The sequence below is a fragment of the Ancylobacter moscoviensis genome, from assembly GCF_007559435.1.
Taxonomy (GTDB): Bacteria; Pseudomonadota; Alphaproteobacteria; order Rhizobiales; family Xanthobacteraceae; genus Ancylobacter; species Ancylobacter moscoviensis.
This window is the reverse complement of record NZ_VMBP01000002.1, coordinates 26,397-41,660: the sequence shown is the minus strand read 5'-3', so window position 1 is coordinate 41,660 and position 15,264 is coordinate 26,397. Positions and strand designations below refer to the sequence as shown.

12 protein-coding genes are annotated in these 15,264 nt (G+C 67.0%); 5 read left to right on the top strand and 7 right to left on the bottom strand.

Going from position 1 to position 15,264, the window contains the following annotated elements:
• Nucleotides 1-3: 3 nt before the first annotated feature.
• The 4 genes from FO470_RS06340 to FO470_RS06325 all read left to right on the top strand — a co-directional run bounded on the left by FO470_RS06340 (nucleotide 4) and on the right by FO470_RS06325 (nucleotide 4,416).
• Nucleotides 4-774: an ATP-binding cassette domain-containing protein gene (locus tag FO470_RS06340; protein WP_144342121.1), complete on the top strand. Its 771-nt coding sequence runs from the start codon at nucleotides 4-6 to the stop codon at nucleotides 772-774.
• A 38-nt stretch (nucleotides 775-812) separates the two neighbouring features.
• Entirely contained in the window at nucleotides 813-1,772 is a 960-nt protein-coding gene (locus tag FO470_RS06335; RefSeq protein WP_144342120.1) for a sulfonate ABC transporter substrate-binding protein, read from the top strand.
• A 120-nt stretch (nucleotides 1,773-1,892) separates the two neighbouring features.
• A complete protein-coding gene (locus FO470_RS06330) occupies nucleotides 1,893-2,918 on the top strand; it encodes an AI-2E family transporter (protein WP_144342119.1) in 1,026 nt (341 codons plus the stop codon).
• A 1-nt stretch (nucleotide 2,919) separates the two neighbouring features.
• The gene (locus FO470_RS06325) at nucleotides 2,920-4,416 is read left to right on the top strand and encodes an alpha/beta hydrolase (protein WP_144342118.1); all 1,497 of its coding nucleotides are present in this window, start codon (nucleotides 2,920-2,922) and stop codon (nucleotides 4,414-4,416) included.
• Nucleotides 4,417-4,440: 24 nt separating this feature from the next.
• On the opposite strand, the gene FO470_RS06320 is transcribed toward FO470_RS06325, so the two are convergent.
• Together FO470_RS06320 and FO470_RS06315 are read right to left on the bottom strand one after the other, a co-directional pair.
• On the bottom strand, nucleotides 4,441-7,479 hold the full coding sequence (locus FO470_RS06320) for an efflux RND transporter permease subunit (RefSeq protein ID WP_144342789.1): 3,039 nt from the start codon (nucleotides 7,477-7,479) through the stop codon (nucleotides 4,441-4,443).
• Nucleotides 7,479-8,564, bottom strand: coding sequence for an efflux RND transporter periplasmic adaptor subunit (locus FO470_RS06315; RefSeq protein ID WP_144342117.1), 1,086 nt, complete (start codon nucleotides 8,562-8,564; stop codon nucleotides 7,479-7,481). The genes FO470_RS06320 and FO470_RS06315 overlap by 1 nt, the downstream gene beginning before the upstream one ends.
• Before the next feature lie 270 nt (nucleotides 8,565-8,834).
• Between FO470_RS06315 and FO470_RS06310 the strand changes: the two genes are divergently transcribed.
• Entirely contained in the window at nucleotides 8,835-10,052 is a 1,218-nt protein-coding gene (locus tag FO470_RS06310) for an alpha/beta hydrolase (protein ID WP_144342116.1), read from the top strand.
• A gap of 36 nt (nucleotides 10,053-10,088) precedes the next feature.
• On the opposite strand, the gene gltS is transcribed toward FO470_RS06310, so the two are convergent.
• From gltS to FO470_RS06285, 5 genes are all read right to left on the bottom strand, one after another.
• Nucleotides 10,089-11,294: a sodium/glutamate symporter gene (gltS, locus tag FO470_RS06305; RefSeq protein WP_144342115.1), complete on the bottom strand. Its 1,206-nt coding sequence runs from the start codon at nucleotides 11,292-11,294 to the stop codon at nucleotides 10,089-10,091.
• Nucleotides 11,295-11,329: 35 nt separating this feature from the next.
• Nucleotides 11,330-12,781, bottom strand: coding sequence for a GntP family permease (locus tag FO470_RS06300; protein ID WP_144342114.1), 1,452 nt, complete (start codon nucleotides 12,779-12,781; stop codon nucleotides 11,330-11,332).
• Between the two features lie 3 nt (nucleotides 12,782-12,784).
• Nucleotides 12,785-13,894: a patatin-like phospholipase family protein gene (locus FO470_RS06295; RefSeq protein ID WP_246659499.1), complete on the bottom strand. Its 1,110-nt coding sequence runs from the start codon at nucleotides 13,892-13,894 to the stop codon at nucleotides 12,785-12,787.
• A gap of 326 nt (nucleotides 13,895-14,220) precedes the next feature.
• Complete coding sequence (locus FO470_RS06290) at nucleotides 14,221-14,556, bottom strand: RcnB family protein (RefSeq protein ID WP_144342113.1); 336 nt, start codon at nucleotides 14,554-14,556, stop codon at nucleotides 14,221-14,223.
• Between the two features lie 275 nt (nucleotides 14,557-14,831).
• Nucleotides 14,832-15,254 carry a RidA family protein gene (locus FO470_RS06285; protein WP_144342112.1) on the bottom strand — a complete coding sequence of 141 codons (423 nt, stop codon included), beginning with the start codon at nucleotides 15,252-15,254 and terminating at the stop codon, nucleotides 14,832-14,834.
• Nucleotides 15,255-15,264 lie beyond the last annotated feature (10 nt).

Below are 15,264 nucleotides of genomic sequence, written 5' to 3'. Positions count from 1 at the left end.
CACATGACGGCTGCCCCTTCTCCCGCCAGCTTCACGGCCTTCGTCGATGCCGCACGTGGGCTTGGCGTCCGTTTCGAGCGGCTCGGCCGCCATTTCGGCACCAAGCGCGTTCTGGAGAATATCGACCTCTCCATTCCCGCCGGCCAGTTCGTCGCGATCGTCGGCAAGAGCGGCTGCGGCAAGAGCACACTGCTGCGCCTCGTCGCCGGTCTCGATCAGCCGAGCAGCGGGCGCCTGCTGTTCGACGGCGCGCATGATGGCGAAGCTCTGCGCATCATGTTCCAGGAGCCGCGCCTGCTGCCGTGGGAGCGGGTGCTCGCCAATGTCGAGGTCGGCCTCCCGGCCACGGTGAAGGGCGAGGAACGCCACGAACGCGCCCGCGCCATCCTCGCCGAGGTCGGCCTCGCGGACCGCGCCGACGAATGGCCCTCCGTGCTCTCCGGCGGCCAGAAGCAGCGCGTCGCTCTGGCTAGGGCGCTGGCTTCCGGCCCGCGCCTGCTGGCGCTGGATGAGCCGCTCGGCGCGCTCGACGCCCTCACCCGTATCGAGATGCAGGGCCTCGTCGAGCGCATCTGGCTGGAACAGCGCTTCACCGCCATTCTGGTGACCCACGACGTCTCCGAAGCCCTCGCCCTCGCCGACCGCGTTCTGCTGATCGACGGCGGTCGCGTGGCGCTTGACCTCGATGTCGAACTGCCCCGTCCGCGCCCGCGCGGTTCGGCCGAACTCGCTCGGCTCGAAGGGCGCATCCTCCAGCAGCTCTTCGGTTCCTAATCCCGTCCCGCTCATTCCCGCGGAAGGACACCCTGCAGATGACCGCTCTTTCTCGCCGTACCCTGCTCGCCGGCACTGCCGGCCTTGCCGCCGCGCTCGCCGCCCCCGGCCTTCACTCCGCCTTCGCCGCCGATACGGAGGTCCGCGTCGGCTTCCAGAAATACGGCACGCTGGTGCTGCTGAAGGGGCGCGGCATCCTCGAGAAGAAGCTGGAGCCGCTCGGCGTCACGGTGAAATGGGCGGAGTTCGCCGCCGGCCCGCAGATGCTGGAAGCGCTGAACGCCGGTGCCATCGACATCGGCCAGACCGGTGAAGCGCCGCCGATCTTCGCCCAGGCCGCCAGCGACAACCTCGCCTACATCGCCAACGAGCCTCCCGCGCCCAAGGGCGAGGCGATCCTCGTGCCGAAGGACAGCCCAATCCAGTCGGTCAAGGATCTCAAGGGCAAGATCGTCGGCCTCAACAAGGGCTCGAACGTGCATTTTCTGCTGGTGAAGGCACTGGAGCAGAACGGCCTCGCCTATTCCGACATCACGACCAAGTTCCTGCCGCCGGCCGATGCCCGCGCCGCCTTCGAGAAGGGCGCCATCGACGCCTGGGCGATCTGGGATCCGTTCCAGGCGGCCGCGGAAGTCGCGATCAAGGCGCGCACCCTCACCACCGCCGAGGGCATCGTGCCGAACTACCAGTTCTATCTCGGCTCGCGGAAATTCGCCGATGCCAATCCCAAGGTGATCGGGCAGCTCATTGAGGCCATCCGCGAGACCGACGACTGGATCCAGAAGGATCCGGCCGCGGCGGTGGCGGAACTGGCGCCTTCGACCGGCATTCCGGCTCCGGTGCTCGCCGTCGCGGTCGCGCGGCAGAGCTTCGGCGTCGCCCCGCTCAGCGAGAAAGTGATCGCCGATCAGCAGCTCGTCGCCGACACCTTCTTCGACCTCGGCCTGCTGCCGAAAAAGATCACGGTCGCCGATGCGGTGATCCGCGCCGGTCTCTGAGGATGGCGGGGTGCCAGCGCGATGCGGGCACCCTTTGCTTGAACCGTGGACAAACAGCGATTTTCCTTTGGGTTGCGCCATGTTATCCGGCGAGGATGACCGCGTGACCCAAAGGCCCCCATGACCTCCCGCGCCACCAACCTTCTCCTCGGCATCAGTACGTTCATCATCGGCGCCGGCGCCATCCATCTCGCGCAGCCGATCGTCGCGCCGGTGGCATTCGCGCTGTTCATCATCGCCCTTGTCTGGCCGCTTCAGAAGCGGTTGCAGAACCATCTCTCCGGCCTCGGGGCGATGGCGATCACGCTGCTGCTCACCATTCTCGTGGTCGCCCTGCTCGGCTACGTCACCGTTTGGGGCTTCAGCCAGACGGGCCGCTGGCTTATCGCCAATGCCGGCCGCTTCCAGGCGCTCTACACCGAGACCGCCGCCCGGCTGGAGGAGATGGGGCTCTATTCGGCCGGCATGCTCTCCGATACCTTCAACGCGAGCTGGCTGATCCGCTTCTTCCAGGGCCTCGCGGGGCGCCTGAACGGCATGATCGGCTTCGTGGTGGTGACGCTGATCTTCGTCATGCTCGGCCTGCTGGAGGTCGACATCATCCGCAGCAAGCTCCTCGCCGAGGCGGGGGAGAAGGGCACCCGGCTGGTGCGGGCGAGCGCGGCCACGGCCGCGAAGTTCCGCACCTACATGATGGTGCGCACGGCGATGAGCGTGCTGACTGGCCTCTTCGTCTGGGCCGTCACCGCCGCGCTGGGGCTCGATCTCGCGCCCGCCTTCGGCGCCATCGCCTTCGCGCTGAACTACATCCCCTTCATCGGGCCGCTGGTGGCGACGCTGCTGCCGACCTTCTTCGCGCTGGCGCAGTTCGGATCGTGGGAGACAGCGGTGCTGGTCTTCCTCACCATGAACGTCATCCAGTTCTTCTCCGGCAGCTATATCGAGCCGCGCATGGCCGGCAAGGCGCTCTCCATCTCGCCCTTCCTCGTGCTGTTCGCGGTGTTCTTCTGGTCCTTCATGTGGGGCCTGCCGGGCGCCTTCATCGGCGTGCCGCTGGTAATCGCCGCCCTCACCTTCTGCGAGGAGGGAGAGGGCACGCGCTGGATCGCCCGCCTGCTGTCCGGCCGAGAGGAGCCCGTCGCCTGACATGCTCACGCCCCTGCGCAAAGCCCTGAAATGGGTCGGCATCCTGCTGCTGGTGCTGTTCGTCGGCTTCCTCGGCTCGCGAGTCTGGTTCGCCCAGAGCGGCGCGCCGCTGGAGCCCTGGCACACCTTCGTGCCGGAGGAGATGACCGTCGCCGAGCTCGACGAGGCGGACTGGGCGGCCTATCTCGCCCGCGAGGACAAGCTCTTCAGCGACGTGACCCGCGAGGTCGTACAGAAGCTGCCCGAGGATGAGCGCATCCCCTCGAACCGCTACTTCTCCGGCAGCATCGTCTACCCGCCGAGCCTCACCCACGACTGGAACCGCTCCTACGAGATGGTGCCCGTGGGCGAGCCGGCCGGCGCGGTCGTGCTGCTGCACGGGTTGACGGACTCGCCCTACAGCCTGCGCCACACCGCGCAGCGCTATCTCGCCGCCGGCTTCGTGGTGGTGGCCCCCCGCCTGCCCGGGCACGGCACCGTGCCCGCTGGCCTCACCGAGGTCGAATGGGAAGACTGGCTCGCGGCGACGCGCCTCGCGATGCGCGAGGCCGCGGCGCGGGCGCCGGGCAAGCCGCTGGAGATCGTCGGTTTCTCCAATGGCGGCGCGCTGGCGCTGAAATACGCGCTCGACGCGCTCAGCGACGACAAGCTCGCCCGGCCCAGCCGGCTGGTGCTGATCTCGCCGATGATCGGCATCACCCGCTTTGCGCGTTTCGCCGGCCTCGCCGCGCTCCCCGCCTGGCTGCCAGCTTTCGACAAGGCAGCGTGGCTCGGCATTGTGCCGGAGTTCAATCCGTTCAAGTACAACAGCTTCCCGGTCAACGGCGCCGTGCAGTCGCATCGCCTGACGCGGGCCTTGCAGGCTTCCATCACGGCTCAGGCGCGTGCCGGCAAGCTGGCGGAGCTGCCCCCGGCGCTCACCTTCCAGTCGGTGATGGATTTCACCGTCTCGACGCGCGCGATCATCGACGCCTTCTACAGCCAGCTTCCCGCCAACGGCAGCGAGCTGGTGCTGTTCGACATCAACCGCAACACCAAGCTCGGCCCGCTGCTGCGCGCCACCTCCTATTCGGCGCTGATGCGGCTGTTGCCGCCGCTGCCGCGCAATTTCCGCACCGTGATCATCACCAACGAGGATTCCGGCAGCGACCAGGTGGTGGAACGCAGCATCGCCGCCGGCTTGAGCGAGGAGGTCGTGCGCCCGCTCGGCCTCTCCTACCCGCTGGACGTCTATTCGCTCTCGCATGTCGCGCTGCCCTTCCCGTCGAGCGACTCGCTCTACGGTTCGGCCCCCGACCCGAAGGAGAATTTCGGGCTTCAGCTCGGCGCCATGGCGGTGCGGGGCGAGCGCGGGGCGCTGATCGTCAGCCTCGACGCGCTGGTGCGCATGTCGTCGAACCCGTTCTTCCCCTACATGATCGACCGGATCGCGCCGCCAGTCTCCACGGCACAGGCCGGCACGCCGGAGAACGCGGCCTCCGCCTCCTCCGCGCCCTGACGACAGACGCGGGCGGCCGCCCGATCAAGCCGTCTTCGTGCGCTCCCTTCCCACCGTCGCCAGATAGAGCGCCGGCAGGAAGATGAGGGTGAGCAGCGTGGCGACCAGCAGGCCGCCCATGATGGCGAAGGCCATCGGCCCCCAGAACACCGTCGGGGCGATGGGAATCATGCCGAGCACGGTGGAGACGGCGGTCAGCATGATCGGCGTGAAACGCGCGCAGGAAGCGTCGATCACCGCCTCGCGTGCGCTCTTGCCGCCCGCGCGCTCGGCTTCGATCTGACCGATCAGGATCACCGCGTTCTTGATGATCATGCCGATCAGCGCCAGCACGCCGAGGATGGCGACGAAGCCAAGCGGCCGGCTGGAGACCAGCAGCGCCAGCACCACGCCGATCAAGCCGAGCGGCGCCACGCTGATGACCAGGAAGGTCAGCGAGAAGCGACGCAGCTGGAACATCAGCACGGTGAGCATGATCAGGATCATGACCGGCACCACCGCCATGACCGAGGCGAGCGAGGACGCGCTCTCTTCCACCGTGCCGCCGGTCTCGATGCGGTAGCCGGCCGGCAAGGTCCTGGCCAGTTCCTCGATCTTCGGGGTGAGCTGCTGCACCACCGTCTCGGGCAACTGCCCGGCCTCGATATCCGACTGCACGGTCAGCGAGGGTAGCCGGTCGCGGCGCCAGACCAGTGGATAGGTCTGCTCGTAGTCGAAGGTCGCGAACTGGCTGAGCGGCACGGTGCGCCCGTTGGGCAGCGGCACCTCCAGCGTGCGCAGCGTGTCGAGCGAAACACGCTGCTCGTCGGTCGCGCGCAGCACCACGTCGACGAGATAGATGTCGTCGCGCACCTGCGTGACCGGCGCGCCGGTGATGACGGTGTTGAGCACCGAGCCGATGGCCTCGGTGGAGAGGCCGAGCAGGCGCGCCTGGTCCTGGTCGACCCGGATACGGATCTCGCGCGCCGGCTCGATCCAGTCATAGTTCACCGATCGCGTCAGCGGATCAGCGGCCATGACCTCGGCCAGCTTGAAGGCGATGTCGCGCACCTGCCCGAGCTCGGGGCCGACGACCCGATACTGGATCGGCCAGCCGACCGGCGGGCCGAGCTCCAGCGGCGAGACGCGGCTCACCACATTGGGGAACTCGTTGGCGAGCAGCGTCACCAGCTTCGCATGCAGCCGCTCGCGCGCCTCGACGTCCTTGGCGACCACTACCGCCTGGCCGAAGAAATCATTCGGCAGCTGGGCGTTGAGCGGCAGGTAGAAGCGGATGGCGCCACGGCCCACATAGCCGCTCCAGCGCGCGACATCCTCGTCGCCCTTCAGCGCCGCGTCGAGCCGCTGCATCGCCGCATCGGTGGCGTAGATCGAGGCGTTCTGCGGCAGTTGCAGGTCCACCAGCAGTTCCGGCCGATCGGACGAGGGGAAGAACTGCCGGGGAATGAGCGGCATCAGCAGCACCGCGGCGGCGAACAGTCCGAGCGTCACAGCGACGGTGAGCCAGCGCGCCGTGAGCGCGGCGGAGAGGAAGCCGCGATAGACGCGCATCACCCGCCCCGGTTCGCTCCCGGCATTCTTGGGCACCTTGAGGATCACGAGGCCGATCAGCGGAGCGAACACCACCGCCACCAGCCACGAGATCAGCAGCGCGATCGTCACCACCGCGAACAGGGTGAAGGTGTATTCGCCCGCCGAGGAGGCCGCGAAGCCCACCGGCACGAAGCCGGCGATCGTCACCAGCGTGCCCGCCAGCATGGCGAAGGCGTAGGTCTTGAAGGCGTAGACCGCCGCCACCTCCTTGCGGTCCCCGGCAGCGAGGCGCCCGAGCGTCGCATCGGTGGTGGTCATGGCGTCGTCGACCATGAGCGCCAGCGCGATGATGAGCGCGCCCAGCGAGATGCGCTGCATGTCGATGTTGAAGAGCCACATGACGGCGAAGACGCCCGCCAGCGTGAGCGGAATGGTCAGCGCCACCATCAGCCCGGCGCGCACGCCGAGCGCGATGAAGCTTACCGCCAGGATGATGACGATGGCCTGCCAGAGCGACTCCATGAACTCGGAGATGGCGCTGCGCACCGTCACCGCCTGGTCCGCCACCAGATGCGGCTCGATGCCCACCGGTAGCTCGGCGGTGATCTTCGCCATCGCCTGGTCGATGTTGCGGCCGAGCTGGAGAATGTCGCCACCGTCGCGCATCGAAATGGCAAGGCCGATCGCCGGCTCGCCGTTCACGCGGAACAGCGGGCGCGGCGGGTCCACATAGCCGCGCCGGACGGTGGCGATGTCCGACAGTCGCAGCATACGCCCGCCGACCGCGAAATTGATGTTGGCGATGTCCTGTTCCGAGCCGAAGGCGCCGGTGACGTCGATCGCCAGCTTCTCGTCGCCGGTCTGGATGGTACCGGAGGGCTGAACCACGTTCTGCGCGCGCAGAGCCGCGATCAGCGTGGCCCGGTTGATCCCGAGATTGGCCAGCTCGCGCATGGAGAACTCGACGAAGATCTGCTCGTCCTGCTCGCCGAGCAGCTCGATCTTGGCGACGTCGGGCACATGCAGCAGCGTGGAGCGGGCCTGCTCCACATAATCGCGCAGCTCGCGATGGGTGAAGCCGTCGGCGGTGAAGCCGTAGATCAGGCCGAAGGTGTCGCCGAACTCGTCGTTGAAGCCAGGCCCCACCACGCCGCGCGGCAGCGTGTGGGCCATGTCGCCGATGCTCTTGCGCACATGATACCAGGTGTCGGGCACCTCGGCGGCAGTGGTACTGCCCTTGAGGGCGACGAAGATCGTGGTGACGCCCGGCCGCGTATAGCTGCGGATGAAGTCGAGATGCGGCGTCTCCTGCAGCGTGCGCTCAAGCCGCTCGGTGACCTGCTGGAGCGTGTCCTCGACGCTGGCTCCGGGCCAGGCTGCCTGCACCACCATGGTCTTGATGATGAAGGACGGATCTTCCGCCCGGCCGAGGCGCGTATAGGCGAAGAGCCCCGCGCCGATCACCGCCAGCATGAAATAGATGACGAGCGAGCGCTCGCGGACGGCCCATTCCGAAAGGTTGAACCGCATCACGACCCCGCACCCAGCAGTCGCACCTTCTGGCCGGGATGCAGCGCCTGCACGCCCGCCGTCACCACGACCTCACCGGGGCTGAGCCCGGAATCGACGGCGACGCGGGCCTGCGAGAAGCTGCGGACCTCGATGTTGCGCAGCGAGACCGTCTGCGTCGCCGGATCGACGATCCAGACCGCCGGCTGGCTGTTGACCGCGGTCAGCGCGGAGGCGGGAATATCGATCACCAGGTCGTTGTCGAGCCTCACCCGGCCGACGACGGTGGAACCCAGCCGCATCGCCGGCGGCGGATTGTCGAGCCCGACCCGCACCCGGAAGGTGCGCGTGACCGGGTCCGCCTGCGGCGCCACCTCGCGCACGCGGCCGACGGCGGTCACATTCGGATCGTCGCTGAGCGAGACGGTGATGACGGGATCGGCCGGCGCCTGGCGGAGCATGTTCGCCGGCAGGTCGAACACGGCGTCGCGCCCGCCCTGACGGGCGAGCTGAAGGATCATCTGCCCCGCCTGCACCACCTCGCCCGGCTCGGCACCGCGCGCCGTCACCGTACCGGCGGCGTCGACAACGAGATCGGTGTAGCTGAGATTGTCCTGCGCGATCTTGAGCTGCGCCTCGGCGTCGTCCACCGCCGACTGCGCCGCCTGGAGCGCGGTGCGGGCGGAATCGTGGTTGGCACGGGTGGTGAAGCCGTTGGCAAGCAGGCGGTCCTGCCGCTCGAAGGCGTTGGCTGCCGTGACAAGCTGGCTTTCCGCCGCCGCCAGTGCCGCCTGCGCCGAACGCAACGTATTCTGCGCGTTCTGCGGGTCGAGCCGCGCCACGATCTGGCCGGCCTTCACCTGGTCGCCGATATTGGCGCTGCGCTCGATCATCCGCCCGGAGACCCGGAAGGCCAGCGACGCCTCGTCCTGGGCCAGCACCTCGCCCGTGAAGCTGACGACCTGCCCGCCCTCGCCCTTCTCGACGGTGACGACCCGCACCGGCCGCGGCTGCGGCGCTTCCGCCTCGGTCTCCGCTCCGCACCCGGCAAGAAGCAGGCTCGCACCGAGCGCGACAAATACCATCCACGGCCTAGCTGTCGTCATCTCGGTCCCAGTCCCCACCAAACAAGTCCGTCGCACCATAAAACCACGAAGCGCGACATGCCCATCCGCGATAGTGCGGTGGGATCATCGCGTTATGACGGTATTTCTCGCACACTATATGCGGCCCGTGCGGGAAACCATGGCATTGCGTCCCTTCCCCGACTGTTGCCCCGAGGCCGCGCCCCGCCACCAACGACATCGGCAATCTGGTCACAGCCTCCGGGGCGCGATATTGGTTCGCGGTCACGGGCGGAGCCCGATGGAGGCGGAATGCGTCTGGTCATTGTTGCGTTGGCCTGCGCCCTGAGCGCCGGATGTGCCGGACGACCGGTGGGCGTGCTCACGCCCGTCGAGGAAACGGCGCCGGACGCGACCAAGCTCGACCTTCTGGTTGCCACGACCCGCGCGCCCTCCCCCAATGCCGGAGAACTCTTCAGCGGCGAGCGCGGACGCGGCGTCTCGCTGAGCGCCTTCACCGTTTCGATTCCGCCGGACGACCGTCGGCAGATCGGCGAGGTCCAGTGGCCGCGCAGCCTGCCGGCCAATCCCGCAACCGATTTCGCCACCCTCTCGGTGGAACCGCTCGACAGCGTGAAGGCGGCCAAGGGCTGGCTCAACGCCCATCTGCCTCCGAGCCGTCGCGTGCTGATTTTCGTGCACGGCTACAACAACCGTTTCGAGGACGCGGTCTACCGCTTTGCGCAGATCACGCACGACTCCCGTTCGGAAGTGGCGCCGGTGCTGTTCACCTGGCCATCGCGCGCGCGGGTGTTCGACTATCTGTTCGATCGCGAGAGCACCATCTTCTCGCGCGATGCCTTCGAGGAGACCGTCTGGCAGGTGGTGAGCGATCCCCGCGTGGAGGACGTCACCGTCATGGCGCACTCCATGGGCGCCTGGCTCGCCATGGAAGGCCTGCGACAGATGGCGATCCGCCGTGGCCAACTGCCGGCGAAGATCAGCAACGTCATCCTCGCCTCACCGGATGTCGACGTGGATGTGTTTGCCTCTCAGTGGCGCGCGCTCAACGGGCCGAACGCGCATTTCACCCTGTTCGTTTCCCGCGACGACCGCGCCCTCCAGGTCTCGCGCCGCATCGCCGGCGGCGTCGACCGGCTCGGCATGATCGACACCCAGCAGTATTACGCCGAGCTGGAGAAATCCGGCATCGTGGTGATCGACCTCACGGCGATGCGCAGCGGTGACACACTCAATCACGGCCGCTTCGCCTCTTCACCCGAAGTGGTGAAGCTGATCGGCCAACGCCTGGTCAACGGCCAGACCGTAACCGATTCCGACGTCAGCATCGGCGATCGCATCGGCGTCGCCGCCATGGGCGTCGGCCAGACGGTCGGCGGCGCGGCGGGCCTTGCCCTCAGCGCGCCGCTCGCGGTCATCGACCCGAAGACGCGCCGCACCTATCAGGGGCAGGTCGAACAGTTCGGCCGTGCGGTGAGCGGCACCGTCGAAGACCCCGGCGCTGACTGAACCTTCCCCCGGGCACACTCGGGAGACGGCAAGCGGTCAACGGACCATGAAGCCGATGACCGCCGCGTTCACGATATCGATGAAGAAGGCCGACACCAGCGGCAGGATGATGAAGGCACGAGGCGCAGGACCGTGCGTCTTGGTCACCGCCGTCATGTTGGCGATGGCCGTCGGCGTCGCGCCGAGACTGATACCGGTGAAGCCGGCCGAGATGACCGCCGCCTGATAATCCTTCCCCATCAGCGGGAACACCACGAAGATGATGTAGGCGACCGCCACCAGGGTCTGCACGCCAAGCACGATGACGAGCGCGAGGCCGAGACCGCCTATGGTCCAGAGCTGCATGCTCATCAGCGACATCGCGAGGAAGACGTTCAGCGCGAGATCCGACACCAGCGCCAGCGCGCGGGTTCGCGTCGGCCAAAGCAGGCGCGGGAAAAGGCGCGGCACCGTATTGGTAAGCACGATGCCGACCAGCAGGCAGACGACGAACATCGGCAGCTTCAGGCCGGTGTTCTCGACCACTCCTTCCAGCGCGAAAGCGATCAGTATCGCGACGTTCAGCACGAGAACGGTCCGCAGCAGGCTGACATGGCTGATGTCGTCCGAAGCCTTGCGATCCGCCGACGCCGGCAGGCCGACCACCGCTTCCTCGCCCGGCGGGCTCTTCAGCCGATAGCGGGTGATGAGGTGGCGGGCGATGGGGCCGCCCGCAAGGCTCGCCAGCACGAGACCGAGCGTGGCCACGGCGATCCCGACCTCCATCACGTTCGCGACGCCGAAGCGCTGCGAGATCAGCGGTGCCCAGGCGATCGTCGTGCCATGCCCTCCGATCAGCGACGCCGAACCGAGGAAGACGGTCAGCCCCTCCGGCAGGCTCAGAGCCGCGACGGCGCCGATGGCGACGAGGTTCTGGATCACTAGGAAGGCGACGGTGAGCGCCAGCAGGATCAGCAGCGGCTTGCCGCCGGCGAGAAGGTCGTCGAGGCGGGCGTTGAGGCCGATGCCGGTGAAGAAATAAAGCAGCAGCATGTCGCGCGCGCCAAGGGCGAAGGCGATCTCGGTGTCGAACACGCGATAGGCGATGAGCGTGGCGACCGCCGCGAGCAGACCGCCGGTCACCGCCTCGGGAATGTTCCAGCTCCGCAGGGCGGGCACCGCCTGGTTGATACCCGAGCCGACGAAGAACACCACGATGGCGATGGTGAAGGTCAGCAGGCCGGAAAATGCGATCGACGTCATCGTTGCCCCATACGCAGGTTCGCGAAGGCGCCGCCTCAGAAGCTTCCGACCACCGAACCGAGCGCGATAACTGCGACGAGTGCCACGATGGCACCGACGATGGCAACCATGACGATGTCGAGATAGCTCTGTTTCGGCGTCGCACCGCAGACCGCGAGCAGCGTGACCACCGCTCCACTATGGGGAAGGCTGTCGAGCGTGCCCGCGCTCATCACCGCCACGCGGTGCAGCAGGGCGGGGTCGATGCCGAGCTCGCCGGCGCGCGCGAGGAAGGTCGGCCCGAGCGCGTCGAGCGCGATGGTGAGGCCGCCGGAAGCCGAACCCGTGAGCGCCGCGAGAATGTTGGTCGCCACCGCCAGTGAGACCAGCGGTCCTCCCTCGATGGAGAGCACCCAGTCGCGCACCAGTTCGAACGCCGGCAGCGCCGCCACCACCGCGCCGAAACCGACGAGACTTGCCACGCTGAAGATCGGCAGCACCGAGGCGTTGGCGCCCGCGTCCATGGTCTCGCGCAGCTTCGGCAGGCGACGCCAGTTGAGGGCGAGCGTGGCGAGGATGGCGACGATCAGCGCCACCGCCACCGACCACACGCCGCTGACCGCCGCGAAGGGCACGCCGCCCCAGCGCTCCTCGGCGAGGAAGCTGAAATCGAGGCTCGGCAGCACGACGAAGGACATCAGCAGGTTGACGACGATCACCAGCACCAGCGGCAGCGCGGCAAGGGCGATGGAAGGGCGGTCCGTGCTGACATGGCCATGCGCGATCTCAGCCGGATCGAATTCGCGCGCCGTCGTGGCCCGCTCGCGCAGCAGCGGATCGTCCAGATGCGCGTTCACGCCCGCCGCGCCGTCGCCGAAGCCCTCTCCCGCAAGCCGCGCGCGGGCTTCCGCCCCCGCCAGCCACCACAAGCCGAAGCCGAGCATGATTGCCGAAGCGATGATGCCAAGCCCCGGCGCGGCGAAGGGCGTGGTGCCGAAGAACGGCATGGGAATGGCGTTCTGGATCGCCGGCGTGCCGGGCAGCGCCATCATGGTGAAGGTGAAGGTGCCGAGCGCGATGGCCGGCGGCATCAGCCGGCGGGGAATGTCGGCGACGCGGAACAGCGCCTCCGCCATGGGCGCCAGCACGAACAGCGCGACGAACAGACTGACACCGCCATAGGTGACGATGGCACCCGCCAGCACGACGGCGAGGATGGCGCGCTGCGCCCCGAGCTTCTCGGTCATGAAGTCGGCGATGGATGACACCGAGCCGCTGTCCTCCATCAGCTTACCGAACAGAGCGCCGAGCAGGAACAGCGGAAAGAACTGGCCGACGAAGCTCGCCGCGCTGCCCATGAAGGTCTGCGTCCAGTTGGCGAGCAGCGGCTCGCCGGAGAGGAAGGAGGCGATCAGCGCCGAAAGCGGCGCCAGCAGCAATACGCTCCAGCCGCGATAGGCAAACCAGACGAGGAGCCCGAGGCCGAGCAGTATGCCGAGAAGGCCCATGGCTCAGACCCCTTCCAGCAACAGGTCGAGATCAACGGAGGAACGCTTGCCGATATTGTCGGCGTCGGCTTCGAGGAAAGCCTCGGCCGCCTTGCGGCCCTCGTCCCGCAACATGCTCAGGAATGTCCATTCGGCGTTCAGCTTCGAGGAATAGCCGAGCGTGCTCATGATGGAGTTGCGCACGAGGTGGATGCGCATCTTCGCCCATTGCGCGCCCTCGCTGTGGCCGGGATCGGCGACCTGCCGAAGCAGGGCGATCATCCGCAGCTCCTTCAGCAGCGCCGAGTTGAACGATACCTCGTTGAGGCGGTTGAGGATCTCCGCGGCGGTGCGGGGCGTGCCGGGCCGCTCGATCGGATTGATCGGCACGAGGATGGTGTCGTCCGAGTCCAGTTCCCGCACCAGCGGCGTCATGGTCGGGTTGCCGGCATAGCCGCCGTCCCAGTAGCTCTCGCCGTCGATCTCGACCGCCTGGAAAAGGGTCGGCAGGCAGGCGGAGGCCAGCAGTACCTCTGGGGTGATCTCGGCGTTGCGGAACACCCGGCCGCGCCCGGTGCGCACATTGGTGGCGGTGATGAAGACCTTGACCGGCGATGTCTTGAGGCGGTCGAAGTCGATTGCCTTCTCCAGCACGGACCGGAGCGGGTTCGTGCCGGCCGGATTGAGGTCATAGGGTGAATAGAGCCGGGACATCAGGTCCATGGCGATGAACAGGGGCGAGTTATCGAGCGTCCAGCGCCCGAGCAGCACGTCCAGCGGGCCGCGCTGGAAGGGGCTGAAGCGGGCCGCATCGGCCACATGGCGCCAATAGGCGTCGAGAGCGGCGCGCGCGCCTGCGGCGCCGCCGGCGGCATAGCCGTCCGCCATTACCGCGGCGTTCATCGCCCCGGCTGAGGTGCCGGAAACGCCGTCGATCCGCAGCCATTCCTCTTCCAGCAGCCGGTCGATCACCCCCCAGGTGAACGCTCCGTGCGCCCCACCCCCCTGCAAGGCGAGATCGACCAGCACCGGCGCACGCGAAACGCCAGCCTCCGGCTTTGCGGCGGCCTCGGACGATGCGGCGGCGGTCTTGCGGGGAGAACGGGCGGGTGTCGGGGACTTCGCGCGGGACATGCGGCACGCCTTTCCAACGGAACCGGCGCACCGTAACCGCCCCCATGTTGCACCACAACATCAATTCGGGCGACGAAAGCTCTTTGGGATTCCGCGTCAAGTTTATGACGGGAACACCTTGCCCGTGACGTTCCAGGCAAAAGGCGGCGAGCCGGCATCCGCCGATTGCGCGGACAGCCAGCCCCGTTATGCTGCAACGCAGCACGACAGGGCTGGCGTTGAACCGAAACCATCACGCTGCGCCAGCGGCAGCGCAGCAGAATCCCCCGCCCACCGGTCGGAGAGCGGGGGATCGTATCTGGCGGGTTCTGCTTTGCGACAGGAACTCAGCGCGCCCCGAAGACCGAAGCGATCAACCCGGTCGTTGCCGAGATCAGCAGGTAATCATTGTTCACGCGCACCCAATGATGTCCGCGGGGCGGCGGTGCAAGCCGATAACGCTTGTAGTCACGCACCACATCTCGCCGATACTGCGACGGAAGACGCTCGCCCCGGCTCCAATGCGACCGCTTCCTGGGCGCCTGATATCCGTGATGAGGCTTGTAATTCTGATGGTATCCGGCCGGCGGCTTGCCCTGCGGGTTATAATATCCCTGCGCAAATACTGCGGTCGACCCCGGTATCATCAGCATAGCGAGGCCGGCGATGACAGACTTGTACATAATTAACTCCTGAACGAATGAAGCGTTCTGATGAAGTCAACCTATACAACAGCACCTGAACCGAAACTGAATATGAAATTTACATTTTCGTAAGGTTGCAGAATCCGGCCATTTGTCAGATTTCAACATGAAGTCATGGCATCGCTGCATCCTGCAGCCTTTTCAAAGGCCGGACCCGAACTTGAACACTGAATCTGCCCTGATGTAGGGGCAGGCGTCGAGCAATCCTGATCCCGTCGGACCCTGCTCGCTCGACGCCCGTCTCGCGATGGCGCTCAGGACGCGTCGGGGATGACGGCGGTCGCCTCGATCTCGACGACCCATTCCGGTCGCGCAAGCGCGGGAACGACGAGGCCGGTCGATACCGGGAACACGCCCTTAAACCACTTGCCCATCTCGCAATAAACCGCCTCGCGGTAGCGGATATCCGTGAGATAGACGACGATGCGACAGATATGGCTCATGTCGCCACCGGCTTCCTCCATGAGCATCTTGATGTTCGACATCGCCTTTTCGGCCTGTTTGCCGGGATCCCCGACATGCAGGCTTTCACGCGTGTCGAGGTCCTGGGCGATCTGGCCGCGCAGGAACACCATGGTTCCGCGCGCGACGACCGCCTGGCAGAGATCGTTGTCGAGCTTCTGCTCGGGATAGGTCTCCTTCGTGTTGAAGGGACGAATGCGGGTATGGGTGGTCATGATGATGGCT